Here is a 24,459-nt window from a genome sequence, read left to right on the forward strand (position 1 = left end):
CTCAGCGGCCGATCACCGAGTCCTTGATCCGAGCGAACTCGGCCTCGGTGATCGTGCCGCTGTCCAGCAGCCTGCCCGCCTCGCCGATCCGGGAGACCGCGTCGGTGCCCGCGATCACCCGGATGTAATCGTTGCGCGCCTCCCACTCCCGCAGTGCGGCGGCCTGCGCGCGCTCGGCCATGCCCGGCCCCCGCGCCACCACGTAGACCAGCGCGGCGAGCAGCGGAAGCAGCACCAGCGCGACGATCCAGCCCGCCTTGGCCCATCCCGAGGTCGTGTGGTCGCGGAACAGATCGGTGACGATCCGGAACAGCACGATCAGGTAGGCCAGGAACAGGAACGACATCACGACGACTCCGGCGATCTCCCAGAACGACACGGCAGGTCCTCTCTCGCGGGTCCGGCTGACGCTCTCCAGCCTCCCGCCGGGCACCCGCGCCGCCCTCATCCGATCCGGGTGACCCGCGCCCGGACCCGGCTCACCGGGCAGGCGCGACCGGATTCCGCGGCAGCAGGGCCGCCGCCGCCATCCCGGCGACGGCGAGCAGGCCGAGCAGCACCATGGCCGCGGCGTACCCCCGGCCCCCCGGGTTCAGCACCAGCACGGTCCCGGCCACCGCGGTGCCGAGCGCCGACCCCAGATTCGACACGCAGCGCGACAGCCCGGAGATCTCGCCCTGCCACCGCTCGTCGAAGGCCGACTGCACCAGATCCACCGAGGGCGTGAGCATCGCCCCGAGACCGAGCCCGACCAGCCCGAGCCCTGGCACGAAGGCCGAGGCCGACACCGTGCGCGCGCCGGGGAGCAGCAGCAGCATCGCGATCCCGGCGGCGGTGAGCGCGAATCCGGCCAGCACCAGCGTGCGCCGCCGGTGGCGGCGCACCAGCCGCCCGGCCGCCAGCGAGGAGACCAGCAGCCCGGCGGTGGCCGCGGTGAACACCACCCCGGTGCCGATGGCGCTGTAGCCGTGCTCCACCTGCAGGTAGGCCGCCACCACGAAGGAGACCCCCATCAGCAGCAGCCACTGCAGGTTCTGGGTGAGCAGCCCGAGGTCGGAGACCCGGTTGCGGAACAGGGCGAGCGAGAGCAGCGGTTCGCGCCCGGCGCGCTCGTCGGCCCGCGCGGCGGCGGCGAACCCGGCGAGCAGCAGCGCGCCGAACAGCACCAGCCCCAGCGTCACCAGCAGGTTCGTGGCGGCGGCCAGGATCCCGGCGACGATCAGCACCAGCCCGGAGGCCGAGAGCAGCACCCCGCGGAGGTCGACCCGGCGCGCCGGGTCCGGGGGCAGCGGGTCCCGGATGCGCCTGCTCGACACCAGGATCAGCACCACGACCACCGCCTGGAAGGCGAAGGACGCCCGCCAGCTCAGCGCGGTGGTGATCGCCCCGCCGAGCAGCGGCCCGGCCGCCGCGCCGAGCCCGGCCGCGGCCATGATGGCGCCGAATGCCCTCACCCGCGCCGCGGTCTCGGTGCACAGCAGCGTGGTCAGGATGTAGACCGGCGGGATCAGCAGCGCGGTGCCGATGCCCTCCAGGATCGAGTTGCCGAGCAGCAGGATCCCGAGCGAGGGGGCGAGCGCGCTGAGCACCGCGCCGACCCCGTAGAGCGCGAGCCCGGCCGTGAAGCAGCGCTTGCGCCCGAACCGGTCGCTCAGCACCCCGCCCGGAATCATCAGCGCCGCCATCACCAGCAGGAACACTGTGATCGTCACCTGCACGCCGTGCACGGTGGTGTTCAGGTCGACGCTGATGTCGCTGATCATCACGGTCATGTTCGACCCCGCGAAGCTGCACAGGAACTGGGCGAGCGTCAGCGGGATCAGCAGCCCCCTCACCGGAACTCCGCGGCCACCCCCGCGCCGGGATCCGGCCGCGATTCGACCCGATCCAGCTCCTCGTCCAGGGCCAGCGCGGCCGCGATCTGCGCGAGGTGCGTGAAGGCCTGCGGGAAGTTGCCGAGTTGCTCGCCGGATGGGCCGATCTCCTCGGCGAAGAGCCCGACGTGGTTGGCGTAGGTGAGCATCTTGTCGAAGCCGTAGCGGGCCCTGGTCAGCCGCCCCGCCCTGGCCAGCGCCTCCACGTAGAGGAAGCTGCAGAGCGTGAAGGTGCCCTCGGCGCCCGCGAGGCCGTCCGGCGCGGCGGCGGGGTCGTAGCGGTGCACCAGGCTGTCGCTGACCAGTTCGGCGTCCATGGCGTCGAGCGTGCTCAGCCAGTCCGGGTCGCGCGGGGAGAGGAACCCCATGCGCGGCATGAGCAGCAGCGCGGCGTCGAGCACCTCGGTGTCGTAGTGCTGGGTGAAGGCGCGCCGCTTCGCGTTCCAGCCGCGGGCCAGGATCTGGTCGAAGACGGCGTCGCGGGCCGCCGTCCAGCGCGGCAGGTCGGCGGGGCGGGCGTGCGCGGTGGCGGCCCGCACGGCGCGGTCGAAGGCGACCCAGGTCATCAGCCTGCTGTAGGTGAAGTTCTTGCGCCCGCCGCGCGTCTCCCAGACGCCCTCGTCCGGGCGGTCCCAGTTGTCGCAGAGCCAGTCGACCAGCCCGGCGAAGTTCTGCCAGCCGCGCACCGCGATATCGGTGGTCTGGGCCAGCGCGTCGGCGGCCTCGCCGTAGATGTCGAGCTGGATCTGCCCGGCCGCGCCGTTGCCGATCCGCACCGGCCGCGAACCCCGGTACCCGGCCAGGTGGTCGAGGGTCTCCTCGGTGAGCTCGGGGTCGCCGTCGACCCGGTACATGATCTGCAGCGGCTCCCCGGAGGCGGTGCCGCCTGCCTCGAGCCGGTCGCGCAGCCAGTGCCGGAATGCCTGCGCCTCGGCGGTGAAGCCCAGGTCGAGCAGGGCCCGGACGGAGAGCGAGGCGTCCCGGATCCAGGTGTAGCGGTAGTCCCAGTTGCGTTCGCCGCCGACCTGTTCGGGCAGCCCGGCGGTGAGCGCGGCGATCGGCGCGCCGGTGGGGGCGTAGGTGAGCAGTTTCAGGGTGATCGCCGAGCGGTGCACCATGTCGCGCCAGCGGCCGCGGTAGGTGCTGCCGCGCAGCCACGTGTGCCAGAACCGGCAGCAGGTGTCGAAGGCGGCGAAGACGCTGCCGGAGCCGGGGGCGGGCGGGGGCGCGCTGCCGGGGGCGGCGGTGCTGAGCACGATCGCGGCGGTACTGCCCGCTTCGAGCGTGAAATGCGCTGTCACGTCGGTGTTCTCGGCGCTGAACTCGATCGGCCCGCTGACCTGCACGTGCAGGTCCAGCCCCGGACCGCGGAAGGCGGCGGCGCCGGCACCCAGCTCCAGGGTGTGCTCGGCGCGGGCGTAGTCGAAGCGCGGGCGGCAGGCGAAGGCGAAGCCCATGCTGCCGCGCACCACCCGCACGACGCGCACCAGCCGGTGCCGGTCGGTGGCGACCGGGTCGCCCAGCGGCTCCATGAAGTCGGCGATCTCGCCGACGCCGCCCGCGGTCATGAACCGGGTGATCAGCACGGCGGTGTCGGACAGGTAGAGCTGCTTGGTGGTCACCGGCCCCGCGGCCGGGTCGGCGGTGATCGTGCAGGAGCCGCCGCGCTCGGCGTCGAGCAGGGCGGCGAACAGGCTGGGCGAGTCGAAGCGCGGGGCGCACCACCAGTCGATGGCGCCCGCCGACGACACCAGCGCGGCGGTCTGCAGGTCGCCGACCATTCCGTGGTCGGCAATGGGTGGGTAGGCGTGCATCGTCGCCCTCCTTCGCGGGTCCGTGAATGTGCGGGAGCACGCGACGAGCGGCCGCACTGCCACCCGAAGGCCGGTTCAGCGCGGAGCGCGCCCCTTCCTGCGCGTGAGCAGCGCCCCGCTGAGCAGCCCGATCACGAACATGATCAGCAGGATCAGCCACATGGGCGAGGTCACGGTCACCAGCAGGAACTCGATCCGCACCTTCCCGCGGTTGGACAGCACGAAGATCAACGCGAGCACCGCGAAGACCAACGCCAGCCACTGCCCGGTGGAGACCTTGGCCAGCAGCGACTGCCTCGGCTGCGCGGACTCGGATTTCGCGTGCACGGCGCACCTCCCGGTCGGAATCGGCGCCCCCGATGATCCACGCCTTCGCGGCCGCGGCCATCACCCGTTCGGGGTGATATCGAGGCTCGGCGCGCGTTTCCGCGCGGCATTCCGGTCAACTCTCCGATCATGAGTGATCCCGAAGAGCGGAACAGTGTCGAACCGGGCCGGGACGACGTCGAGCACCGGCCGGACTCCACCGACCAGACGCCGACCGACACCGAGGAGCAGGCGGAGAAGATGCAGTCCGAGGGTGATACCCCCGTGTGAGGTGCTCGGCCCCGGCGCACCGGTCGAGCCGTTCCGGAGCCGGAGCGAATCCGGTGTCAGACGGCCGCGATGGACCGTGACGGCACCTCGGGCACGATCCGCCGCGAACACCCGGTCAGAACCTGGCCGGGCCCGATTTCCACCAGTTCGCCGTACCCGTCCCGCACGGCGCGGCGGACGGTGTCCACCCACCGGACAGGGGCCACGATCTGCCTGCGGAGCACCGATCTGATCTCGGCAGGTCCACGCACGTAGTCGCCGTTCACAGCGCTGAGCACCGGCATGGCGGGGGTGCCGATGGGGTACCGATCCAGCTCGGCCCCGAACCGGTCGGCGACCTCTGCCATGAGCCTGCTGTGGAACGCCCCGCTGACCTTCAACGGCACGACCTTGGCGGCGCCCGCGGCCACGGCGAGTTCCGCCACCCGATCCACGGCCGCGGCATCGCCCGACACCACGGTCTGGGTGGGCTGGTTGTAGTTCGCGATGTCCACGACGCCGTCCTGCACCTCCGCGCAGAGTTCTTCGACGCGCGCAGCGGCCAGCCCGACGATCGCGCTCATCGCTCCGCCTCGCTGCCGCGACACCTCGGCCATCAGTTCGCCGCGACGGTGCACCAGGCGCAGAGCCGACTCCTCGTCGATCGCTCCCGCGGCCGCCAGGGCGGTGAACTCGCCGAGGCTGTGCCCGGTCACAGCGGCAGGCCGCCAGCCCCGCCGAGCCAGTACCGCGAGCAGCGCGAGGCTGGTGGCGAGGATCGCGGGCTGCGCGATCCGGGTGTCGCGCAGCTCCTCGGCGCTCCCGGAGACACACAGTTCGGTCAGCGGGATGCCGAGAATGTCGTCGGCCCGGCGCAGCAGCTCCCGTGCGACGGGTTCGGCTTCGATCCACCGCGCCATACCGGGCCGCTGCGAACCCTGCCCAGGGAAAAGACCGAGCACGAGCGTCTCAGCCATGCACGGTCACCTTCCGATCGCCGAAGCGCTTCGCCAGCAGGGGTGGCAGGGCACCGCCGGCGAGTTCGATATTGCGCTGCACCAGATCGTCCGGCATACCGGCGATGTCGGCCCAGAAGATGAGGTGGTGCAGCGGCAGTCCCGCTGTCCGCTCGTGGATCCGGTCGGCCGCCTGCTCCGGGGTGAGGATCTCGAGCGCGCCCCACGGGCCGTCCGGAGTGCGGTTCCGGAGGTCTTCCGGCCGCAGGAGCGGTGGTTTCGGTGCGTCGGTGCCCTCGACCGAGAGCTGCCGGTAGCTGTTCACCTGATGTGCCAGGTGCGGCGCTATCCGATGCCAGGCACTGTCGGGATCGTCGGCGAGCAGCACCGGAAGCAGGTCGGAGACTCGGGCGATGCCGGGGTCGTGCCCGGCTTCGACGAGGCCGGCCCGGTAGTGCTCGAACATCTCGTGGGAGATGTGCAGCAATCCGATACCGAGCCGCCCGGCCAGCCGTGCTCCGCGCGGGCCGTAGAAACCGCCCCAGAGCGGTACCGGCTGCTGAACGGGGCCGGGTGTCACCCCGCCGGTCTCCCACAACCGGCGTATCTCGGCGATGTTCGCACCGGTGCGCGCGAAGCGTCGCTCGAAATCGGCCTCGTACAGGCGGTACTCGGGGACCCGGTATCCGGCGCCCAATCCCAGTTCGAGCCGTCCGCCACTGATCAGGTCGACGACGGCGGCTTCCTCGGCGATCTGGGCGGGCGGACGAAGCGCGGGAAGAACGACCGCGGTGCCGATCCTGACCCTGCTGGTGCGGGCGGCCGCGGCGGCCGCGAAGGTCAGCGGCTGCGGCAGGTAGCCGTCGTCGAAGAGGTGATGCTCGGTGAACCACACGCCGTCGACACCTCGGATATCCGCTTCCTCGCAGAAGTCGAGGGCGCGGGCGTAGTGGTCGGCCCAGGGCCGGTGCCATCGGGCGGGATTGCGAAGGTCGAAGAGGAGGCCGATCTTCATGGTTAGCCCTTTCATGGGACGATCGGGTTCGCCCAGGACCGTGGGTCGGTGTAGCCGGGGCGGCGTTCGGTGCGCCGCCAGGTCGCGGCCGGGCGCGCCGGCATCGGCCCGGTCGCGGTGCTCGCCGTCCTGGCGTGCAGGACCGCGGTCAGTGCCCCGAGTTCGTACAGGTCGACGCTGCCGCGTGTCACGGTGAGGAACACCGGGTTCGCCTCGGTCATTGCGGCGGATTTCCGTGTTTGCGCCGGGGCAGGTCGGTGTCCTTGCCCGCGAGCATGGCGAACGCCCTGATCAGCACCGACCGGGTCCGGCGGGGGTCGATGACGTCGTCGACGAGGCCGCGTTCGGCGGCGTAGTACGGATGGACGAGCTCCGCCCGGTACTCGGCGATCTTCTCGCGGCGGGTGCCTTCGGGATCCGCGGACGCGGCGATCTCCCGTCGGAACACGACGTCAGCGGCCGCCTCGGCACCCATCACCGCGATCTCGTTGGTCGGCCACGCCAGCGCCAGATCGGCGCCGATCGACAGCGAGTCCATCACGATGTAGGCGCCGCCGTAGGCCTTGCGGAGCACCAGCGAGACCCGCGGGACCGTGGCATTGCAGTAGGCGTAGAGCAGTTTGGCACCGCGCCGGATGATCCCGCCGTGCTCCTGGTCGAGGCCGGGCAGGAAGCCGGGAACGTCGACCAGGGTCAGCAGCGGGATGTTGAACGCGTCGCAGAACTGCACGAAGCGCGCGCCCTTCTCGCTCGCCTCGATATCGAGCACACCCGCGAGATGCGCGGGCTGGCTCGCGACGATGCCGACCGTCCGGCCGTCGAGCCTGGCCAGAGTACAGACCAGATTGGCGGCCCAGTTCGCGTGAACCTCGAAATGCTCTCCGTCGTCGACGATGTCGCCGATCACGTCGATGACGTCATAGGGCCTGCTGCCGTCGACGGGTACCAGTCCGAGGATGTCGTCGAGAGCACGATCTGCCCGGTCCCGGGTGAACGCGACGGGCGGTAGGTCCCGGTTGTTCGCCGGCAGCATCGACAGCAGCAACCGGACGTCGCTCAAACACGAGCGCTCGTCGTCGTGGACGAAGTGGGCGACGCCCGAGCGGGTGGCGTGCACGTCGGCGCCGCCGAGCTCGTCCTGGGTCATCTGTTCGCCGGTGACCGCCCGCACCACATCGGGCCCGGTGATGAACATCTGGGAGATGTCGCGCACCACGAAGACGAAGTCGGTCAGCGCGGGCGAGTACGCCGCCCCGCCCGCGCAGGGCCCCAGCATCACGCTGATCTGCGGGATGACCCCGGATGCGCGGGTGTTCCGGACGAAGATTCCCCCGTAACCGGCGAGCGCGGACACTCCCTCCTGGATCCGCGCCCCGGCGCTGTCGTTGAGCGACACCAGCGGCGCACCCGCGGTCAGCGCCATATCCATGATCTTGTGGATCTTCTGGGCGTGCGCCTCGCCGAGCGCTCCGCCGAAGATCCGGAAGTCGGCGGCGTAGACGAAGACGGTCCGGCCGTCGACGAGCCCCCAGCCGGTCACGACACCATCGGTGTCCGGGCGCCGCCGTTCGAGCCCGAGCCCGGTGGCGCGGTGCCGCCGAAACGGCTCCACCTCGACGAAGGTGCCCGGATCCAGCAGCAGCTCGACGCGCTCGTCGGCGGTGAGCTTGCCTTTGTCGTGCTGTCGCCGGGTGGCGGCCGGATCGGCGCCGCCGCGGCCGCGACGCCTGCGCTCCGCCAGTTCTCGCAGACGCGTCGCCGAGTCGGTGGGTTCCCGCACTGTGGTCATGATCTTCTCCTCCGAGAGCACGCGGTCACCCCAGCAGGGTGCCGCCGGTGGCGTCCACGAACGCGCCGGTGATCCAGCGGGCGTCGTCGGTCGCGAGGAAGGCGACCACATCGGCGACATCGACGGCCTCACCGACGCGTTTGAAGGCGGAGAGCTGCGCCATCTGCTCGACCGCCTCCGGGATGTCGAAGATCGCGCCGCCGTTGTCGGTGATCCCGGGGGCGACGCTGTTCACCGTGATGCCACGAGGTGCCAGGTGCCGCGCGAAGTGCAGGGTGAGTTGTTCGATCGCGCCCTTCGTCATCGAGTAGGCGACCTGCTCGGGGTTGGCGAACCGGGTGAGCCCCGAGGAGATGTTGATGACCCTGCCGCCTTCCGGCAGCAAGGCCAGCGCGCGCTGCACGATGAAGAACGGCGCCTTGGCATTGACGGCGAAGAGCCGGTCGAAGTCCTCGGGGGTGACGTCCTCCGGCTGCTGACCGGCCGGCGTGGTGACGCCCGCGTTGTTGACCAGGATGTCGAGGGTGGTGTGGCCGGTCCGCTCCTTCAGCCCCTGCTCGAGAGCGAGGAAGAGCTCGTGGACGTCGCCGGGGACCCCCAGTTCGGCGCGGATCGGGAAGGCCCTGCCGCCGTCGCCCTCGATCGCGGCAACGGTCTCGCGGGCGGCCTCCTCGTTGCCGGCGTAGTGGACGGCGACGAGTGCGCCCTTCGCGGCCAGCTGCCTGGCCGTGGCCCGGCCGATGCCGCGGCTCGACCCGGTGACGAGCGCGGTCTTGTTCGTCAGGGAAAGGCTCATCGAATTCTCCTCGGAAGGGTGGGTAGCGGAACGCGCTCGCCCGGCGGGCTCGGCGGAGGGTGTGCTGATCGATCGGGCGAGGTGCCGGTGAACGTCGTCGAACGCGAGCAGCTCGCGGACCAGATCCCGGATCGGTTCCGTTTCGGGACCGCCGAGCAGCAGCAGCGTCTGGGCGCGAATGCCTGCCAGCACGCGAACACCGGCGGCGTGCCTGATGGAGTCGTAGTCGTCGAGTACCGAGTCGCCGGAGGTGCCGGTCAGATGCGCGGCCAGCCGGGATCCGAGGTACGCGGCATCCTGCAGCCCCAGATTCAGCGCCTGCCCGCCGACCGGCATCTGCTGGTGCGCCGCATCCCCGGCGAGCAGGACCCGGCCCCTGCGGTACCTCGCGACGATTCGGCTGCGATCATCGAATCGGTTACACCACAGCGGCGTTCCATGCCCGATGTCCTCCCCGGTGACCCGATTCCACGCCTCGGCGATCTCCTCGAACTCCGGCGGATCCTGGCCGCTGTTCGCGGTCGAGCCGCGGACATGCACCATCACCCGGGTGCTGCCGTCGGGCCAGCGCGCCGCGGTGGCGAATCCACCGGGCATTCGCTCGAATCGGCGGACGGGGATATCGATGCCGGCCACATCGGCACGCAACAGCACGCGCGCCGGAGCACTCCCGGTGAGCGTGAAGCCGGCCCGGCGCCGGACCGTGCTCCGCTCACCGTCACAGCCGACCACGTAGGCCCCGGTGATGGCGGTTCGGCGACCCCGCCCGGTCACCACATCGAGGGTGACTCGCCCCGGCGCACGGCGCAGCTCGATCACCCGCTGATCACGCCGGATTCGGGCACCGGCCGCGACGGCACGCCGCTCCAGTGCCGCCGCCAACCGAACCTGCGGGCACTTCCACTGTCCGGCGAAGGGATGTTCCGGGTCGGCGACGGTCAGATCCAGCGGCAGGCCGCCGAAGTGGCCGCTCCCCGCCGATGGCAGCCTGCCCAATCCACCGAGCACCCCTCGCTCGGCGAGCAGCTCCATGCTGCGGGTGTGCAGCGTCGAAGCCCGGGATTCGGCGGACGGCTCGGCCAGCTCGTCGACGACGCTGACCCGCACTCCGGCTTCGGCGAGGTCGCCGGCGAGCAGGAGTCCGACCGGGCCCGCCCCCGCGATGACGACGCCGGTGTCCGGGCCGGCACCACCGCCGGTCATCGCCCGCGCTTCTCGGCGTACGCCTTCGCGTGGGCGAGGGTGGCCCGACTGTTCGCGCCGAGTGCGTTGCGGATGAAGCGGCGCGCCTCGACCACGTCGGCCTGCTGCCCGAGCACGGCCGCGATGCGGTCGGCCCGGATCACGACGGTGTGCTGGGAGGATGCGGTCGTGACGCCGTCGGCGAGCTGGTCGAACTGCCAGTAGCCGGTGTGCAGCTCCATCAGCGCGGGCAGGGTCGTCTGCTTGTAGACGATTCGGTTGTGCGGCAGGCAGACTCGCACCGACTCGGTCACGTGCGCCGAGCCGTCCTCGGTCAGCGTCTCCATCCGCAGCACCTGCAGACCGGCGGTGTCCTCGGTCAGCTGAACCGCGGCGACGTGCGGCAGGCGCTCACTCCACCGGTCCGCCTCGTTCACGAAGTCGTACGCGGCCCGCGCGGAGCCGTCGATCTCGATCGAGTCGACGAACGACAGGGTGAGCTCGCTGTCCCGGACCGCCGATTCGACGGCGGCCTTGAGCCCGGGCAGCTCGGCTCTGCTGTTCTCGTCGACGGCGCGTTCGATCCAGTCGAGATTCGCGGGGTCGTCGTCGACCGCCCGGAAACTGTGCAGCAGCCGCAGCACGGTCTCACCTCCGGGTCGCTCGTCGATCAGCCAGGTTCCGTCCATAGCCGCGACCGGCGGCGCCGAGACCTCCTGGCGGAAGGTGATCCGGAGGCCGCGGGGATCGAGCGTCCGGCGCGAGATCCAGTTCTTGGGTTCGCCGTTGGCGGTGGCCCAGATCCGGATGCGTTCCTCGTCGCCGCGCTGCTCGATGCGGTCGACGTAGATCGAGGGCGGGAACAGGCGCGGCCAGTTCTCCACCTCGGCGAGCATGCGGTAGACCTCGCGGGCGGGGGCGTGTACGACGATCGAATGCTCGGCCTGCCTGGTGTTGGCGTCCATCAGTGCTCCTGGGGCTGTGGGTGGTCAGAAGTTGCCGAGCCCGCCGCAGACGTTGAGCGCCTGGGCGGTGATCGAGGCCGCGATGTCCGAGGCCAGGTAACCGACGAGGCCGGCGACCTCCTCGGGCGTCGAGTAGCGGCCGAGCGGGATCTTGGCCTGGAACTTCTGCAGGATCTCGTCCTCGTCGGCGCTCCACGCCTCCGCGTAGCCTGCCCGGACCCGGCGGGCCATCGGCGTCTCGACATAGCCGGGACACACCGCGTTCACGGTGATTCCGGTCGGCGCGAGTTCGTTGCCGAGTGCCTTGGTGAACCCGACGACTCCGTGCTTGGAAGCGGAGTAGGGGGCGCCGAGGACCACGCCCTGCTTGCCGGCCGTGGAGGCGATGTTGATGATCCGTCCACGGTCCTTCGCACGCATCCCCCCCGCGGTGAGCGCCTCGCGGGTGACCCGGAAGACGCTGTGCAGGTTGGTGGCGATCACGTCGAACCACAGCTCGTCGGGGATCTCGGCGGTCACACCGCCCCCGCTGCGGCCCGCGTTGTTCACCAGAACGTCGAGAGCGCCGTAGCGGTCGACGGCGCCGCGCACCAGCGACGCGATGTCGTCGGCCACCCGGACGTCGGCAGCGGTGCCGTCCACGTCGAGGCCCTCCCGACGCAGGGCCGCGACGGTGTCGGCGACCGCGTCCTTGTCCCGGGCGCACAGGTACACCCGGTGGCCCTGACCTGCCAGCCGGCGGGCCGAGGCGAGTCCGATACCACTGGTGGCGCCGGTGATCAGCGCCACCTTCGGATCCTGGGGCATGGCGTTACTCCTTCGGTCGGGGGGATCAGCCGCGCTGGATCAGGTCGCGCAGCTGGTCGTTGACGAGGGCGATGAGCGCGCGCGGAGTGGTCGCCGCGATCACGGCGTCGTCGTCGAGATCGACTCCGTACTCGCGCTTGATCCGGCCGGTGGTCTCGAGCAGTGCCAACGATTCGTAGCCGAGTGCCTCGAAGTCGAGATCGTCGATCTCGCCGTCCAGCCCCTCGGTCTCGCCCGAGCCCTCGCGCAGGATGCGCCGGAGGTCGTGGACGGTGAAGGTTGCGGGCATGACGTGCCTTCCTTTCGTCAGTGGCGGTGGTCGGGGCCGAGAACGACCACGGCCGAGTTGAAGCCGCCGGTTCCGCGAGCCAGCACCAGTGCGGCGCCGACGGTCGCCGGGCGCGCGCTGGTCACCAGGTCGAGGCCGTACTCGGCGGCCGGTTCGACGCCTACGGTCGGCGGGATCACGCTGTCGCGGATGGACAGCAGCGCGGCCACCAGATCGAGCGGCGCCGCCCCGGAGTACAGCCGTCCCGTCATGGTCTTGGGTGCCGTCACGGGAACGGCTCCCGCGCCGAAGATCTCGGTGATCGCGGCCGCCTCGGCCCGGTCCCGCTCCGGCGTCCCCGCGGCGTCGGCGAAGACGACGTCGATATCGGCAGGGGTGACCCCCGCGTCCCGCAGCGCCGCGGAGATCGCGCGCCCGAGCGCACTGCCCCCGCCGGTCCAGGGCGCGGGATCGAGCGTGGCGGCGTGCCCGGCGAGATAGCCGTAGATGTGCGGCGCGCCGCGCCGCTCGGCATGCCCGACATCCTCGAGCACGAGCAACGCGCCGCCCTCGCCGGGGACATGCCCACAGGCAGCCGGATCGAAGGGCAGGTAGGCGCGGTGCGGGTCGGGCACCGTGCTGAGGTCTCCTCCGGCCAGCTGGGCCACCCAGCCCCACGGGCAGATCGAAGCGTCGACGGCGCCGCTGATCACCAGCCCGGTCCCCTTGCGAATCTGCCGCCGCGCGTGTGCCAGAGCGTCGAGGCCGCCGGCTTGATCACTGACGACGACGCTGCTCGGCCCGCGCAGGCCGTTGCGGATGGAGATCTGGCCGCTGTTGACCGCGTAGAACCAGGCGAAGGACTGGTAAGCGCTGACGTACTCGCCGCCTCGGCTCCACAGCGCGCGCAGTTCGTTCTGCCCGAATTCGAAGCCACCGGAATGGCTGGCGGTGATCACGCCACCCGCGTACTCCGGCAGCTCCGCCGGTTCTATGCCCGCGTCGGCGAAGGCCCAGTCCGCCGCGACCAGGGCGAGCCGGGTCATGCGGTCCGTCTGCGGCAGCAGCCGGCCGGGGAGATGCTCCTCGGCGGCGAATCCGCTGATCTCGCCCGCGACCTTCGCCGGGTAGGGCGCCGGATCGAAGTGGGTGATGCGCCGGAGCGCGCTGTCCCCCCGCAGCGTCGCCGCCCAGTAGGCCCGGTGCCCCATCCCGGTGGGCGCGGTCACGCCGAGGCCGGTCACCGCGACGGTCATCGCGGGCTCCGGAAGGGGTCGGCGAGGACGACGGCGCTCTGGAATCCACCGAAACCGCTGCCGACCGACAGCACGACGTCGACCCGGCGGTCCCGCGCGGTCAGCGGAACGTAGTCCAGATCGCACTCGGGATCGGGAACGTGCAGATTGGCGGTCGGCGGCACGACATCGTGGGTGATGGCGAGAACCGATGCGGCGATCTCGATCGAGCCGATGGCGCCGAGGGAGTGGCCGACCATCGATTTGATCGAGCTCACCGGGGTGTGCCTGGCGTGGTCGCCGAGGCTGCGCTTGTAGGCGGCGGTTTCGTGCCGATCATTCTGTTTGGTGCCGGAACCGTGCGCGTTGATGTAGTCGATCTCCCTGCCGTCGATGCGGGCTTCGTCCAGTGCCACCCGGATCGCCTCGGCCATCTCCCTTCCGTCGGGCCGCAACCCGGTCATGTGGAAAGCGTTGGAGCGCGTGGCGTGACCGGCGATCTCGGCGTAGATCGTCGCCCCGCGGCGGCGCGCGCTGTCGAGCTCTTCGAGCACGAAGACCGCGGCGCCCTCGCCGAGAACGAAGCCGTTGCGGCGGGCGTCGAAGGGGCGGGAAGCGGTCGTCGGCTCATCGTTGCGGGACGTGGTGGCCTTGATCGCGTCGAAGCACGCGACGGTGATCGGGCTGATCGGCGCATCGGTGGCACCGGCGATCATGATGTCGGCGCCGCCCTCGCGCAGGATCTCCGCGGCATAGCCGACAGCGTCCAGCCCCGAGGTGCATCCGGTGGAGACCACCGTGGCCGGGCCCTGTGCCCCGACTTCCCAGGCGACCTCGGTGGCGAAGGAACTGGGAACGAAGTAGTTGTACAGGTGCGGCACCGCGTAGGCGTGGTCCACCAGTTCGAGCCGCCCCCCGTCGCTGACCGTGCGGTACTCCTGGTCCAGCCCCATGGTTGCCCCGACCGCGCTGCCGATCGTCACGCCGGTGCGCGCCGGATCGACACGGTCGAATTCCAGTCCGCTGTCGGCGAGCGCCTCGCGTGCGGTCACCACCGCCAACTGTGCCGCGCGGTCCATGCGCCGGATCTGCTGCGGGCTCAGCCCGTGCAGCTCGGGATCGAAATCGATCTCCGCGGCCACCTGGGACCGGAACGCGGCCGGGTCGAACATCGAGATTCGCCTGGTGGCGGTACGGCCGTTGGAGATCAGGTCCCAGAAATCCTTGGTCCCGATTCCGCCGGGCGCCGTCACCCCGATCCCGGTGATCACCACACGCCGCCGGCTCATCGCGCACTCCAGGTATAGAACCGCCCCGCCATGGCATCGGCGGGCGAGCGCCACGTCTCCGGGTCGTAGGCGTGCACGTACGGGTTCAGGTCGGTGCTGATCCGGACGAAGCGCGGATCAGCTCGGACGGACTGGATTCGGTCGTGGCCGTCGTCGGAATCGAAGTCCTGGAGATGGAAGTACAGCCCGTGGAAAGCGAACAGCTGGCGGCGCCGGGTTCCCATCAGGTGTGGCATGTCGGATTCGTCGAAGGCTCGGAAGAGCTCGGCGACATCGGTGGCGGCGTCCGGATTCATCCGGGCGACGATGAGTGTGCTGTGCACGACAGTCTCCTCGAGTCAGCGGGGCGCGCCGAACCAGCGGTTCAGCGCGGTGGGCAGGTCGTCGTGGCTCCCCGGGGCGGTCCAGGCGACGTGGCCGTCGGGGCGCACCAGGACCGCGGTGGTCCCGGCGAGCGGCGTCACCGGTTGCGCGGTGACGATGTCTATGCGGTCCGACCAGGGCCGGGCGCGTTCACGGAGAACGGAATTGGCAGTCAGGTCGAGTAGTTGCCCGCGGCCGCGATGCAACAGCCGGGCGGTGTCCACCCGGCGGCCACCGAGGTCGAGGTCGAGCCGCGGCATCCGGGCACCGAGCAACGGATGGGTGCCGCCGCCGACCTCGTAGCGGATGTCGAGGCCACTCACCCGGGCCGCGAGCAACCGCTCGACCTGTGGATAGCCGCGCAGTTCCCCGAGCAGTGCACGGAGCGGCTGCACCTCGTCGCCACCGAGGATCAGCAGGCTCTGCGCCCTGGTGTTGTCCAGCAGTGCTCGACCGACGGGATGGCGTTCGCTGTGATAGGTGTCCAGGAGCGAGTCCGGGGCACGTCCGCGCAGGACGGAGGCCAGCTTCCAGCCCAGGTTCATCGCGTCCTGGATGCCGGTGTTCATTCCCTGGCCCCCCGCGGGCAGGTGGACATGCGCGGCGTCGCCCGCCAGCAGGATGCGCCCGCGGCGGTAGGCGGTAGCCAACCGCGCGGCATCGCCGAACGCACTGACCCACAGCGGTTCCGCCCGGGATATGTCGTCACCGGTGAGCCGCTTCCACACATCCGCCACCTCCGCGAACGAGGGCGGCTCGGTGCGATCGCGCGGCGGCGCACCGCGTTCCGCGACGATGACGCGGTGGGTCCCGTCCGGCATCCGGGCGCTCATCGCCATCCCGCCCGGCACCTGGGAACCGGGTGCACGGGAAACCGGCTCGACGCCGCGCAGATCCGCGAGGAGGAGTTCGGTGGTGGCAGCGGTGCCCGGAAAGTCGAATCCGGCGGCCTTCCGCACGGTGCTGCGCCCGCCGTCACATCCCACCAGGAAGCGGGCGCGCAGCGAGGCGGGGCCGGCGCCGCGGGTCCGGACCCGCACCGCGTCCGCGTCGGCTTCGACCTCGCACACTTCGGTGCCGCGCAGGATGTGCGCCCCCAGCTCCCGCGCCCGGCCCTCGAGTACGCGTTCGGTCACCGACTGCGGAACCGCCCGCGCGGCGTCGAGCGCGGAGCCGAGCACCGTCATGTCGAGCGGGATTCCGCCGAAGTGGCCGTGCGTCCCGGTTTCCAGCGGACCGAATCGGGGAAGCAGTCCGCGCTGGTCGAGCACCTCCATGCTGCGCAGCGTCAGCCCGATGCCGCGGGATTCACCGCTGGCTCCGGCGAGCCGCTCCACCACCACCACGTCGACTCCGGCCAGCCGCAGCTCCGCGGCGAGCGTCAGCCCGGTCGGGCCCGCGCCGACGACGACAACCGATGCTTCCATCCCAGGACTCCTCTCGCCGCTCACGCGGCCGTGCTTTCGGGATCGTCGAGGCTGCAGATGGTGGTGCCGGGGCGCAGCGTCTCGCCCACCCGCACGGCGAGTCCGCGTACGACACCGGCGCGATGCGCGGTCACCGACTGCTCCATCTTCATCGCCTCGATCACCACGATCAGCTCCCCTGCGGTGACGTGCTGGCCTTCGGCGACGGGAACCGCGACGACGGTTCCCTGCATCGGGGCGGCGAGATCGGCACCGGAGGCGCCGGGCCGGGCGGCGGCTCCGCGCCGGGATCGGCCGGTGCGGAGCACCGGGGGCGGTGGCCCGGCCGCACCGGCGGCCGCCGGCAGGGAAACTTCGAGGCGCCGTCCGGCGATCTCGACGATGACGGTCTCGCGTTCGGCCTGTGGGTCCGGGTCACCGGCGCTCGCCTGCGGCTCGATCCGGTTGACCCACTCGGTCTCCACCCAGCGGGTGTGGATCGACGGCCGCGGACCGGTGAAGGCCGGATCCGCGAGCACCGCGCGATGGAAGGGGACCGTCGTCGGCAGCCCTTCGACGGTGAACTCCGCGAATGCGCGGCAGGCGCGCCGGATCGCCTGTTCCCGGTCGGCGCCGGTGACGATCAATTTCGCCAGCAACGAATCCCAGGAGGACCCGAGGACGCTTCCTGCCTCGACCCCGCTGTCGACGCGGACACCGGGGCCCGAGGGCGTGCGGAACACGCGCACGGTGCCGGGGGCCGGAAGAAAACCGCGACCGGGGTCCTCGGCGTTGATCCGGAATTCGATGGAGTGTCCCCGTGGGGCGGGATCGTCGTATTCCAGCCGCTCGCCCGCCGCGATCCGGAACATCTCCCCTACCAGATCGATGCCGGTCACCTCCTCGGTGACCGGGTGCTCGACCTGCAATCGCGTGTTGACTTCGAGGAACGACAGCGTTCCGTCGGTCCCGATGAGAAACTCGCAGGTACCGGCTCCGACATACCCGGCGCGCCGCAGAATCGCCTTCGACGCGGAGACCAGGAGCGCATGCTGCTCGGCGGTCAGGCCGGGGGCGGGAGCCTCCTCGACCAGTTTCTGGTGTCGCCGCTGCACCGTGCAGTCGCGGGTCGACACCACGACGACATTCCCGAAATTGTCGGCCAGGCACTGTGTTTCGACATGACGAGGGCGCTCCAGGTAGCGCTCGACGAAGCACTCGCCACGGCCGAAGGCCGCGACCGCCTCCCGCACCGCCGAATCGAACAGTTCGGGTATCTCGGCCCGCGTCCGCGCGACTTTGAGACCGCGGCCGCCACCACCGTGCGCCGCCTTGATCGCCACGGGTAGCCCGTGCCGGTCGGCGAAGGCCACTGCCTCGTCGGGGCCGGCGACCGGCCCGTCGGTGCCGGGCACCAGGGGGGCGCCGACCTCGCGAGCGATCGCGCGGGCGCTGACCTTGTCACCGAGTAGCCGGATGGCCGCGGCGGGCGGACCGATCCAGGTCAGTCCGGCCGCGGCCACCGCCCGGGCGAAGGACTCGTCCTCGGAGAGGAATCCGTAGCCGGGATGCACGGCATCGGCGCCGGAGCGCTCCGCTGCCAGCAGTATCTTGGCGCTGTCGAGATAACTGGCGGCCGGAGTGTCGCCACCGATGCCGTAGGCCTCGTCGGCGGCCCGGACGTGCGGAGCATCTCGATCGGGGTCGGCGTAGACCGCGATCGAGGCGAGCCCGGAATCGCGGCAGCCACGGGCGATCCGAACCGCGATCTCTCCTCGGTTCGCGATGAGCACTCTCCGAAACAGGGGCATGACATGTCCTTTGCGATGATTCGCTCGACGGACTGCGCCGCAGGACGGTTCGGGCCACCATGCCGCGCAACCGCTCCTGGAACGTGAACTGTTGTAGTGCAACAAATTTCGTTGCCACTTCACTCTGGCACGCCCCCGCCGACCGGCTCAAGGGCACGGGCCGAACCCTGTGGTCCCCCGTAGGTCAGCCGTTGCCCGCGATCCGGGCCCCGAGCACGCGGTGGCGGAGCAGAATCGCGCACGCGCCACCGAGGGTGGCGGCTCCGCCCGCGGCGACGACCGCACGCACGCCGTACCGCTCCGCCGCCACCCCCACCGCGATGGCTGCCAGCGGGGTGATTCCCTGCACGATCATGGTGTAGACGGCGATGACGTGCACTCGGTTCCCCGGCCCCGCACCCAGTTGCAGATGGTGATTGACCGTCTGCAGGAAGAGCGTGATCATCGCCCCGCAGACCGCGAGCACGAGCACGGCGAGCCAGGGCGCGGTGACCGGAGCCAGTGCGATCTCGCCACCTCCCAGAATCATCGCCACGACGGCCGCCCGCCGCACGGACGGCGTTCCCCGCGCTCCGGCCAGCACCGCTGCCACGAGCGAGCCGACCGCCGTCGCCGCCGCGAGAATCCCGAATTCGATGGGATCGGAATCCAGTTCGCCGCGAGCGAGCAGCGGAGTCGTCACCCTGAGGGTGAGCGCGAAGAACCCGACAAGCAGGACGAGCAGGACGGTATGCCGCAACTCCAGGTCGCCGCGGACTCGGCGCAATCCGCGCAGGGGGTCGGAGCGACCGGGTGAACGATCGGCCCGATACAGCTCACCCGGCCGCACGCGGAGCAGGGTGGCCACCGTCGCGAGATAGCTGACAGCGTTCACACCCATCGCCGCACCCGTTCCCAGCGTGCCGATCAGCACACCCGACAGTGCCGGGCCGCACAGCTGCGCGAGCCCGAAGTACATCGCGCTGAGCGCCGACGCGTCCCGAAACCGCTCCGCACCGACGATCTCGGTGATGAAAGCCATCCGGACCGGCGTCTCCACGGCGGCAACGACGCCGATCCCGGCCGCGATCGCATACAGATGCCAGAGTTCGATGTGCCCGCCGACCACGACGAGGGTCTGGATCGCCGTCAGTACCGCAGCCGAGCAGTTGGCGACGATCAGTACCGTCCGCTTCGCGAACCGGTCCGCGAGCACGCCAGCGCCGATCGGCACCACGAGCGCGGGTCCGAACTGGCACACCGTGATCAATGCCAGTGCGACCGCCGAATTGCCGGACAGCTCCAGCACGAGCCAGTCCTGCGCGCCGACCATCATCCAGGTGCCGGTCACCGAGGTGAGCTGCCCCGCCACGAACAGCCGGAAGTTCCGGATCCGCAGAACCGCGAATCGCGAATGCCGAGCGTCCCGCGTCCGGCCGGACGCCGCCGTGTCCGCTTCGGTCGACACAGCGCCGCTAGTGCGGGCTCGCGGACGGCAGTGTCACCGCTAGTTCACGGCGACCGCTGATGCCCAGCTTGCGGTACACATTGGACAGGTGGAACTCCACCGTCCGCACGGTCAGGAACAGCGTCTCCGCGATCACCCGATTGCTGTCGCCGAGCCGTGCGAGCTGTGCGATGCGGAGCTCCTGTCTGGTCAGGGCGGGACCGCCCGGATCGCCGCCGACCACGCGAGCGGCGCTGCGCACCCGGTCGGCCAGAACCGGGTCGCCGGCCGCGGCGGCCTCGGCGGCGGCGACCGCGCGGCGGCCCCGGCCCGGGTCACCGCCGGCAGCGCACATGACCGCGCAGTCGCAGAGCACGGCGACGAGATCTCCGCGCAACCCAGCCACCCGCAACAGTTCGGCCGCGCGGTCGAGCGATTCCGGTGCGGAGTCGTCGTGCCGTGCGACAGCACGAGCGTGCAGCGCGCGACCCACCGCTCCCGCCGCCCCCCACTGCCGAGCCGCGGCCAGTTCGTCCTCGGCCAATGCGGCGGCGAGATCGCCCCGCCCCAGCGCGGCGGCGACGAGCGCCCCGCGCGAACGCCACGCCACCGCCGCCGGATTGGTGACGGTGGTCTGGCGCAGCATCCGCCCACTCGCCAGGTGGTCGGCCAGGCTCCGCGGCAGGTCGCCGGTGGCGGATGCCGCCGAGCCTCGCGCGGTCAGCAGAACAGCCCGCGGAAACGGTGCGGTCGTCGCTCCCAGCCCACGGCCGAGCACGCGGTTCGCGCGCTCGGGTTCACCCGCGGCCGTCAGCGCCTCGGCGAGCCAGCCAAGCGCGACCGCTCCGCCCACCGGCAGGCGACCGGGCCCGGTCACCGCCTCCAACTCCGCGACACCGGTGGCGATGTCACCGAGCAGGGCCGCCGCCCGCGCTGACGCCGCGCGCACGAGGAGGTCCGGCGGCGTGTCCCCGGATCGCCCCCGAGCGAGCGCGCGAACCTCACACAGCCGGTCCGACCACAGCAGCACGGTCAGCGCCGGCCAGAGCCGGTGCGGGGCCGACCGGCATTCGGGGCAGCTCAACGTCGATTGAGCGGCCCCGAGGAGACGGACTCGGAACAGGTCGGACAACGAAGGTGGCCGCGATGCGCACGAATGGTCGCTGCCCGGCTCCGTGCTCAGCACCGACTTCGGCGCTTGCCGGAATTCCGGCCCGACCCGGAGCTCGGCGCCCGCACTCATCTCGAACCCGCGTCGATCAGTTCGGCGGCCGGTTCGGCGAGGTCGCAACGCAGCACTCGGTGATAGCAGCGACGCAGTTCGGGCCCGGGCTCGACGCCGAGCTCGATGGCCAGTACCCGCCGTGCCTCGGTATAGGTGCGCAGCGCCTCGGCCCGTCGACCCGATCGGTACAGCGCCTCCATCAGCTGCCGGTGGTGGACTTCCTGGAGCGGGTGACGACGGCACAGGTCCCGGAGCAACCGCACCGCGTTCGCGGTGTCCCCGAGGATCAGCTGCGCCTCCACCAGCATCTCGGCGCACTCGGTATGCAGATCCTCCAGCCATGCCGCGAAGCCGTCGACCGCGGCGTTCTCCCTGAGGTCTGCCAGCGCGGGCCCGTGCCAGAGCTGTAGCGCGCGGTGCAGGATCGCGGCGGCTTCGGCGGTTCGGCCGCCGCTCAGCGCCGCTCCACCGGCGTCGACCAGGCGCCGGAAGATCGGGAGATCGAGCGCGTCCTCCGCCACCGCGAGCTGGTATCCGGGCTTGCGGGTCAGCACGCAGGCGCGCCCCTCCCGCGCCATGACCTTCCGGAGCTGGGAAACGTACACGTGGATCGCGGCATCGGCGCGACGGGGTGGATTACCGTTCCACATCAACTCCGCGATGCGCGCCGTGGAAATCGTGTGGTTGGGCTGCATGAGCAGAACGGCGAGCAGCACGCGGATCTGCCGTGGCAGGTCGGGCACGTCACCGCTCGCCGTCACGACCCGCAAGGTGCCGAGTATCTGGTAGTGCATCGGGCCCCCGGTCTTCAGGTGTACAAGGCTGTTCACAGCGTGGCAGTGGTGGTGCGCCGGGCGCATCGGGGAAATCGCGTACTTTGCCCGACTTTCGCTCACAGATATCGCTCACCCGGCGGGAGCCGGCCGGTGATCACGGCGACCAACGCCGCCCTCGAGGTGATCCCCAGCTTGCGATAGATCCGCGTGAGGTGGGCGTCGACGGTGCGCGGGCTGACACCGAGATGGTCGGCGAGCTCACGAGTCCGCATGCCGGTGTTCGAAATCAGCTGCGCGACCTGGCGTTCGCGATCGGTCAGCGGCAGCAGCGCGACATTCGGTTCGCCCCTGGCGCCGTCCCGGGCGAGACCGGCCTCGGCTTCGACGGCAGCCCGATGAAGACCGGCGGCACCGCACTCCCGTGCGAGCTGTCGAGCCAACTGCAGGTGGGTGCGGGCAGTCGCGCACTGCCCCGCCTGTCCGGCCACGACCGCGGCCTGCAGCAGCATCCGGGTCTGGGCACCGACCATGCCTGCCTCGGCGAACAATTCCGCGGCCTGACCGTACAGTTCGGCGGCGCTGCCGACGTCACCGCGGCTGTGCTCGAGGTGGCCGTGCGCGGTACGGACGAAAGCCTGCTGCTGCGGTGCGCGAGCCGCGGTATCGGTCGCGCAGTCGACCCACCGGGCGGGCACCGCGAACGCGCGCGCCGAGGCCCCAGCGAGCGCCTGGAAGCAGCACGGGAGCAGCGCTGCCGGAATCTCCCGGAGTTCGGTCCCGCCACCGGCACGGAGAATCAGCGCCGCGCACAACTCGGCATCATCGGCGAGCAGCGCCGCGTCCGCGAGCGTGAGCAACGCGACGCGCCCCCACCTCGAGCAGCGCGGCCACCGCGTCGCGAGTGACTCGTACCGCGCCGATGCGGTCTTCGTGCTGGACATGACGGCGGAATTGCGGGCTTCCAGGCCGGTGAGCAGCGCACGGAATCCGGAGTGCGCCAGTTCGGGGAGGATCGGTGCCGCTTCGGCGCAGAGCTCCGCCGCCTCGGCGAAGCGCCCCAATTCCTGGTAGGCGTAGGCCGCTCCCGCGACCATGACCGGCCGCAGATGAACGTCGCCGGAGCGAGCGATTGCGGACAGGCCGCGCCGGAAGTGCCGCTCGGCCGCTGCCGGATCCCCGGACAGCGCCTCGGCCCAGCCCAGCGCCGCCCAGCACACCGGATGTTCTTCGCAGTCCGCGTCGGTCAGCGCGTCCAACTCGGCGGCACAGGCGGGCACGCCGTCGTCGGTGCCGCGATCGTGGTTCCAGACGGACTGCGTGGCGAGCAACGCCGACGCGGTCGCGCGTTCGATCCTGCTGCCGGCCCGGGTGGCGACGCGCCGAAGCTCGCCCCATTCGCCGACGGTGAGCGGCTCACCCCGGAGGAAACGAACCGCACCGCGCGACACCGCGGTCATCGACGGGTCGAGCGCACCGGCACCGGGACTTCGGGGATCCTCGAGAACTCCGGGCGTTCCGAGCGCGGCGGCGGCAACGGCCCCGAATGCGGCGGCGCCCGGCCGCGCCGAGGAGCGGATCTCCCGGAGCAGTTTCACGGCCTGCGGCTGCCGGCCGGAGGCCAGGTACGCGCGGATCAGGGCGATACGGACGGAATCGTTCTCGTGGTCCCGATCGCAGCCTTCGGGCCAGCGCAGGAGCACGGTCTCCAGCCATCGCACGGCACGGCGCGGATCCCGCTCGAGCACATCGAGCGCGGCTCGATAGAGCACGTGGCGATACTCGGGACGGAGTGCGTCGTCGTCGAGCGCTTCGAGATGTGGCGCCAGCGTCACCGCCGGCGCGCCGCGCCGTCCGAGCAGATCCGCTGCCCTCCGATGAATCGCCTTCCGGCGGTGGTGGTCGGTGTGCGCGGCGACGACGTCGCGCACCAGGGGGTGCCGGAAGCACACCGCCCCCGTGGCCGGATCGCGGCGCAACAGGTCACGCTCCAGCACGATGTTGGTCGCACGACAGCTCCGATGCGTGCCGAGCCTGGTCAGGAAGGCCAGTGTGTCGATGTCGACGGGCTCACCGAACACCGCGGCAGCCTCTGCCACGTGCACCTGGTCGGGATCGAGTCCGGCGAGCTCGGCGAGAACCCGCGAACCGAGCGAGGTTTCGCCGAGCTCGAGCTGCGCTGCCCGGCGCTGCCCGGCGAGCGTGAGCAGGTACAGCGGATTGCCCGCTGCCGCCCGGTTCAGCTCCCCGACGGCGGCGTTCGCTTCGTCCATCCGCAACAACCGAGCAGCACAGTCCGCGTTCAGGGGGAGCAGCTCCACCCTGACCCCCGGCATCGGCTCCGCATCGTCGAGAAAGCACCGGACCTGCGGCGGAATCGGCCGGGGCCGGTGCGCGACGATCACCACCAGGCCGACCCCGGCGACCGATCTGATCAGCGCGCGCACCAGGGCGAGCGTCGCCGGGTCGACGAGATGGAAGTCGTCGAGCAGCAGGAGCGTTCTCGCCGGCGACGTCCGCAGCATGTGCCGAAAGGCCTCCAGCACCTGCGGATCGTGCTCCGGATGCCTGCTCCGGCCCTGCGCGGACAGCGAACGGTGCAGCCGCAGCGCGGGTTCCGCGGGATCGGTCATCGCTCCGAGCGCGGCCAGCAGGGGCAGACACGGGATGTCGGGATCGTGTTCCGCGCAGCGCGCCGACAGTACGGAAAGCCCGCCTGCCTCCGCGCGCCGGGCGAGCGCCGACAGCAGGAAGGATTTGCCTGCGCCGGGTTCGCCGACGATCTCGACGATCCGCGTACCACGCTCATCGATTTCTATGAGATCAGTGATTCTCTGCAATTCGGAGTGCCGAATCACCTCGTGAGGCACTTCGACATCATTATTGTGC

General features: G+C 71.1%; 22 protein-coding genes. 1 reads left to right on the forward strand and 21 read right to left on the reverse strand.

Annotation, left to right across the window (positions count from 1 at the left end; all coding sequences use genetic code 11):
- Window position 1: 1 nt before the first annotated feature.
- From ACFUJ1_RS01545 to ACFUJ1_RS01560, 4 genes are all read right to left on the reverse strand, one after another.
- Complete coding sequence (locus tag ACFUJ1_RS01545; protein ID WP_378641900.1) at window positions 2-346, reverse strand: PLDc N-terminal domain-containing protein; 345 nt, start codon at window positions 344-346, stop codon at window positions 2-4.
- A gap of 133 nt (window positions 347-479) precedes the next feature.
- Window positions 480-1,835, reverse strand: coding sequence for an MFS transporter (locus ACFUJ1_RS01550; protein WP_378641293.1), 1,356 nt, complete (start codon window positions 1,833-1,835; stop codon window positions 480-482).
- On the reverse strand, window positions 1,832-3,688 hold the full coding sequence (locus tag ACFUJ1_RS01555) for a glycoside hydrolase family 15 protein (protein WP_378641295.1): 1,857 nt from the start codon (window positions 3,686-3,688) through the stop codon (window positions 1,832-1,834). The genes ACFUJ1_RS01550 and ACFUJ1_RS01555 overlap by 4 nt, the downstream gene beginning before the upstream one ends.
- 75 nt (window positions 3,689-3,763) lie before the next feature.
- Window positions 3,764-4,015 carry a hypothetical protein gene (locus ACFUJ1_RS01560; RefSeq protein ID WP_378641297.1) on the reverse strand — a complete coding sequence of 84 codons (252 nt, stop codon included), beginning with the start codon at window positions 4,013-4,015 and terminating at the stop codon, window positions 3,764-3,766.
- A gap of 129 nt (window positions 4,016-4,144) precedes the next feature.
- Between ACFUJ1_RS01560 and ACFUJ1_RS01565 the strand changes: the two genes are divergently transcribed.
- Window positions 4,145-4,285, forward strand: a complete 141-nt coding sequence (locus tag ACFUJ1_RS01565; protein WP_378641299.1) for a hypothetical protein — start codon at window positions 4,145-4,147, stop codon at window positions 4,283-4,285.
- 56 nt (window positions 4,286-4,341) lie between these two features.
- Here ACFUJ1_RS01565 and fabD read toward each other — a convergent pair whose 3' ends face one another.
- The 17 genes from fabD to ACFUJ1_RS01650 all read right to left on the reverse strand — a co-directional run bounded on the left by fabD (window position 4,342) and on the right by ACFUJ1_RS01650 (window position 24,440).
- The gene (fabD, locus tag ACFUJ1_RS01570) at window positions 4,342-5,241 is read right to left on the reverse strand and encodes an ACP S-malonyltransferase (RefSeq protein WP_378641301.1); all 900 of its coding nucleotides are present in this window, start codon (window positions 5,239-5,241) and stop codon (window positions 4,342-4,344) included.
- Window positions 5,234-6,235 (reverse strand): LLM class flavin-dependent oxidoreductase, encoded by a 1,002-nt coding sequence (locus tag ACFUJ1_RS01575; protein WP_378641302.1) that lies wholly within the window; start codon window positions 6,233-6,235, stop codon window positions 5,234-5,236. Before ACFUJ1_RS01575 ends, fabD begins: the two co-directional genes overlap by 8 nt.
- An 11-nt stretch (window positions 6,236-6,246) precedes the next feature.
- A complete protein-coding gene (locus tag ACFUJ1_RS01580; protein WP_378641304.1) occupies window positions 6,247-6,456 on the reverse strand; it encodes an acyl-CoA carboxylase subunit epsilon in 210 nt (69 codons plus the stop codon).
- Window positions 6,453-8,024, reverse strand: a complete 1,572-nt coding sequence (locus ACFUJ1_RS01585; RefSeq protein ID WP_378641306.1) for an acyl-CoA carboxylase subunit beta — start codon at window positions 8,022-8,024, stop codon at window positions 6,453-6,455. Before ACFUJ1_RS01585 ends, ACFUJ1_RS01580 begins: the two co-directional genes overlap by 4 nt.
- Window positions 8,025-8,049: 25 nt before the next feature.
- Window positions 8,050-10,023, reverse strand: coding sequence for an SDR family oxidoreductase (locus ACFUJ1_RS01590; protein WP_378641308.1), 1,974 nt, complete (start codon window positions 10,021-10,023; stop codon window positions 8,050-8,052).
- The gene (locus ACFUJ1_RS01595) at window positions 10,020-10,967 is read right to left on the reverse strand and encodes an aromatase/cyclase (RefSeq protein ID WP_378641310.1); all 948 of its coding nucleotides are present in this window, start codon (window positions 10,965-10,967) and stop codon (window positions 10,020-10,022) included. Before ACFUJ1_RS01595 ends, ACFUJ1_RS01590 begins: the two co-directional genes overlap by 4 nt.
- Window positions 10,968-10,991: 24 nt before the next feature.
- On the reverse strand, window positions 10,992-11,774 hold the full coding sequence (locus tag ACFUJ1_RS01600) for an SDR family NAD(P)-dependent oxidoreductase (RefSeq protein ID WP_378641311.1): 783 nt from the start codon (window positions 11,772-11,774) through the stop codon (window positions 10,992-10,994).
- A 25-nt stretch (window positions 11,775-11,799) separates the two neighbouring features.
- Window positions 11,800-12,063, reverse strand: coding sequence for an acyl carrier protein (locus ACFUJ1_RS01605; RefSeq protein ID WP_378641313.1), 264 nt, complete (start codon window positions 12,061-12,063; stop codon window positions 11,800-11,802).
- Window positions 12,064-12,080: 17 nt separating this feature from the next.
- Window positions 12,081-13,298: a ketosynthase chain-length factor gene (locus ACFUJ1_RS01610; protein WP_378641315.1), complete on the reverse strand. Its 1,218-nt coding sequence runs from the start codon at window positions 13,296-13,298 to the stop codon at window positions 12,081-12,083.
- Window positions 13,295-14,566: a beta-ketoacyl-[acyl-carrier-protein] synthase family protein gene (locus ACFUJ1_RS01615; RefSeq protein WP_378641317.1), complete on the reverse strand. Its 1,272-nt coding sequence runs from the start codon at window positions 14,564-14,566 to the stop codon at window positions 13,295-13,297. Before ACFUJ1_RS01615 ends, ACFUJ1_RS01610 begins: the two co-directional genes overlap by 4 nt.
- Window positions 14,563-14,889, reverse strand: coding sequence for a TcmI family type II polyketide cyclase (locus ACFUJ1_RS01620; RefSeq protein ID WP_378641319.1), 327 nt, complete (start codon window positions 14,887-14,889; stop codon window positions 14,563-14,565). The genes ACFUJ1_RS01615 and ACFUJ1_RS01620 overlap by 4 nt, the downstream gene beginning before the upstream one ends.
- Window positions 14,890-14,904: 15 nt before the next feature.
- Window positions 14,905-16,356 (reverse strand): FAD-dependent monooxygenase, encoded by a 1,452-nt coding sequence (locus tag ACFUJ1_RS01625; RefSeq protein WP_378641321.1) that lies wholly within the window; start codon window positions 16,354-16,356, stop codon window positions 14,905-14,907.
- Window positions 16,357-16,376: 20 nt separating this feature from the next.
- Window positions 16,377-18,146, reverse strand: a complete 1,770-nt coding sequence (locus ACFUJ1_RS01630; protein WP_378641901.1) for an acetyl/propionyl/methylcrotonyl-CoA carboxylase subunit alpha — start codon at window positions 18,144-18,146, stop codon at window positions 16,377-16,379.
- A gap of 184 nt (window positions 18,147-18,330) precedes the next feature.
- Entirely contained in the window at window positions 18,331-19,593 is a 1,263-nt protein-coding gene (locus ACFUJ1_RS01635) for an MFS transporter (protein ID WP_378641323.1), read from the reverse strand.
- Window positions 19,594-19,600: 7 nt separating this feature from the next.
- Entirely contained in the window at window positions 19,601-20,815 is a 1,215-nt protein-coding gene (locus tag ACFUJ1_RS01640) for a LuxR C-terminal-related transcriptional regulator (RefSeq protein WP_378641325.1), read from the reverse strand.
- Complete coding sequence (locus tag ACFUJ1_RS01645) at window positions 20,812-21,627, reverse strand: BTAD domain-containing putative transcriptional regulator (protein ID WP_378641327.1); 816 nt, start codon at window positions 21,625-21,627, stop codon at window positions 20,812-20,814. The genes ACFUJ1_RS01640 and ACFUJ1_RS01645 overlap by 4 nt, the downstream gene beginning before the upstream one ends.
- A gap of 62 nt (window positions 21,628-21,689) precedes the next feature.
- Window positions 21,690-24,440: an AAA family ATPase gene (locus ACFUJ1_RS01650; protein ID WP_378641329.1), complete on the reverse strand. Its 2,751-nt coding sequence runs from the start codon at window positions 24,438-24,440 to the stop codon at window positions 21,690-21,692.
- Window positions 24,441-24,459: the final 19 nt, after the last annotated feature.

The sequence above is a fragment of the Nocardia sp. NPDC057227 genome, assembly GCF_042669725.1.
Lineage (GTDB): Bacteria > Actinomycetota > Actinomycetes > Mycobacteriales > Mycobacteriaceae > Nocardia > Nocardia asteroides_A.

Bases quoted from the DNA above. Each gene is read 5' to 3' on its own strand.
- ACFUJ1_RS01545 (WP_378641900.1), bottom strand. From the start codon at position 346: ATGTCGTTCCTGTTCCTGGCCTACCTGATCGTGCTGTTCCGGATCGTC.
- ACFUJ1_RS01555 (WP_378641295.1), bottom strand. From the start codon at position 3,688: ATGCACGCCTACCCACCCATTGCCGACCACGGAATGGTCGGCGACCTG.
- ACFUJ1_RS01565 (WP_378641299.1), top strand. From the start codon at position 4,145: ATGAGTGATCCCGAAGAGCGGAACAGTGTCGAACCGGGCCGGGACGAC.
- fabD (WP_378641301.1), bottom strand. From the start codon at position 5,241: ATGGCTGAGACGCTCGTGCTCGGTCTTTTCCCTGGGCAGGGTTCGCAG.
- ACFUJ1_RS01575 (WP_378641302.1), bottom strand. From the start codon at position 6,235: ATGAAGATCGGCCTCCTCTTCGACCTTCGCAATCCCGCCCGATGGCAC.
- ACFUJ1_RS01580 (WP_378641304.1), bottom strand. From the start codon at position 6,456: ATGACCGAGGCGAACCCGGTGTTCCTCACCGTGACACGCGGCAGCGTC.
- ACFUJ1_RS01585 (WP_378641306.1), bottom strand. From the start codon at position 8,024: ATGACCACAGTGCGGGAACCCACCGACTCGGCGACGCGTCTGCGAGAA.
- ACFUJ1_RS01590 (WP_378641308.1), bottom strand. From the start codon at position 10,023: ATGACCGGCGGTGGTGCCGGCCCGGACACCGGCGTCGTCATCGCGGGG.
- ACFUJ1_RS01595 (WP_378641310.1), bottom strand. From the start codon at position 10,967: ATGGACGCCAACACCAGGCAGGCCGAGCATTCGATCGTCGTACACGCC.
- ACFUJ1_RS01600 (WP_378641311.1), bottom strand. From the start codon at position 11,774: ATGCCCCAGGATCCGAAGGTGGCGCTGATCACCGGCGCCACCAGTGGT.
- ACFUJ1_RS01605 (WP_378641313.1), bottom strand. From the start codon at position 12,063: ATGCCCGCAACCTTCACCGTCCACGACCTCCGGCGCATCCTGCGCGAG.
- ACFUJ1_RS01610 (WP_378641315.1), bottom strand. From the start codon at position 13,298: ATGACCGTCGCGGTGACCGGCCTCGGCGTGACCGCGCCCACCGGGATG.
- ACFUJ1_RS01615 (WP_378641317.1), bottom strand. From the start codon at position 14,566: ATGAGCCGGCGGCGTGTGGTGATCACCGGGATCGGGGTGACGGCGCCC.
- ACFUJ1_RS01625 (WP_378641321.1), bottom strand. From the start codon at position 16,356: ATGGAAGCATCGGTTGTCGTCGTCGGCGCGGGCCCGACCGGGCTGACG.
- ACFUJ1_RS01630 (WP_378641901.1), bottom strand. From the start codon at position 18,146: ATGCCCCTGTTTCGGAGAGTGCTCATCGCGAACCGAGGAGAGATCGCG.
- ACFUJ1_RS01640 (WP_378641325.1), bottom strand. From the start codon at position 20,815: ATGAGTGCGGGCGCCGAGCTCCGGGTCGGGCCGGAATTCCGGCAAGCG.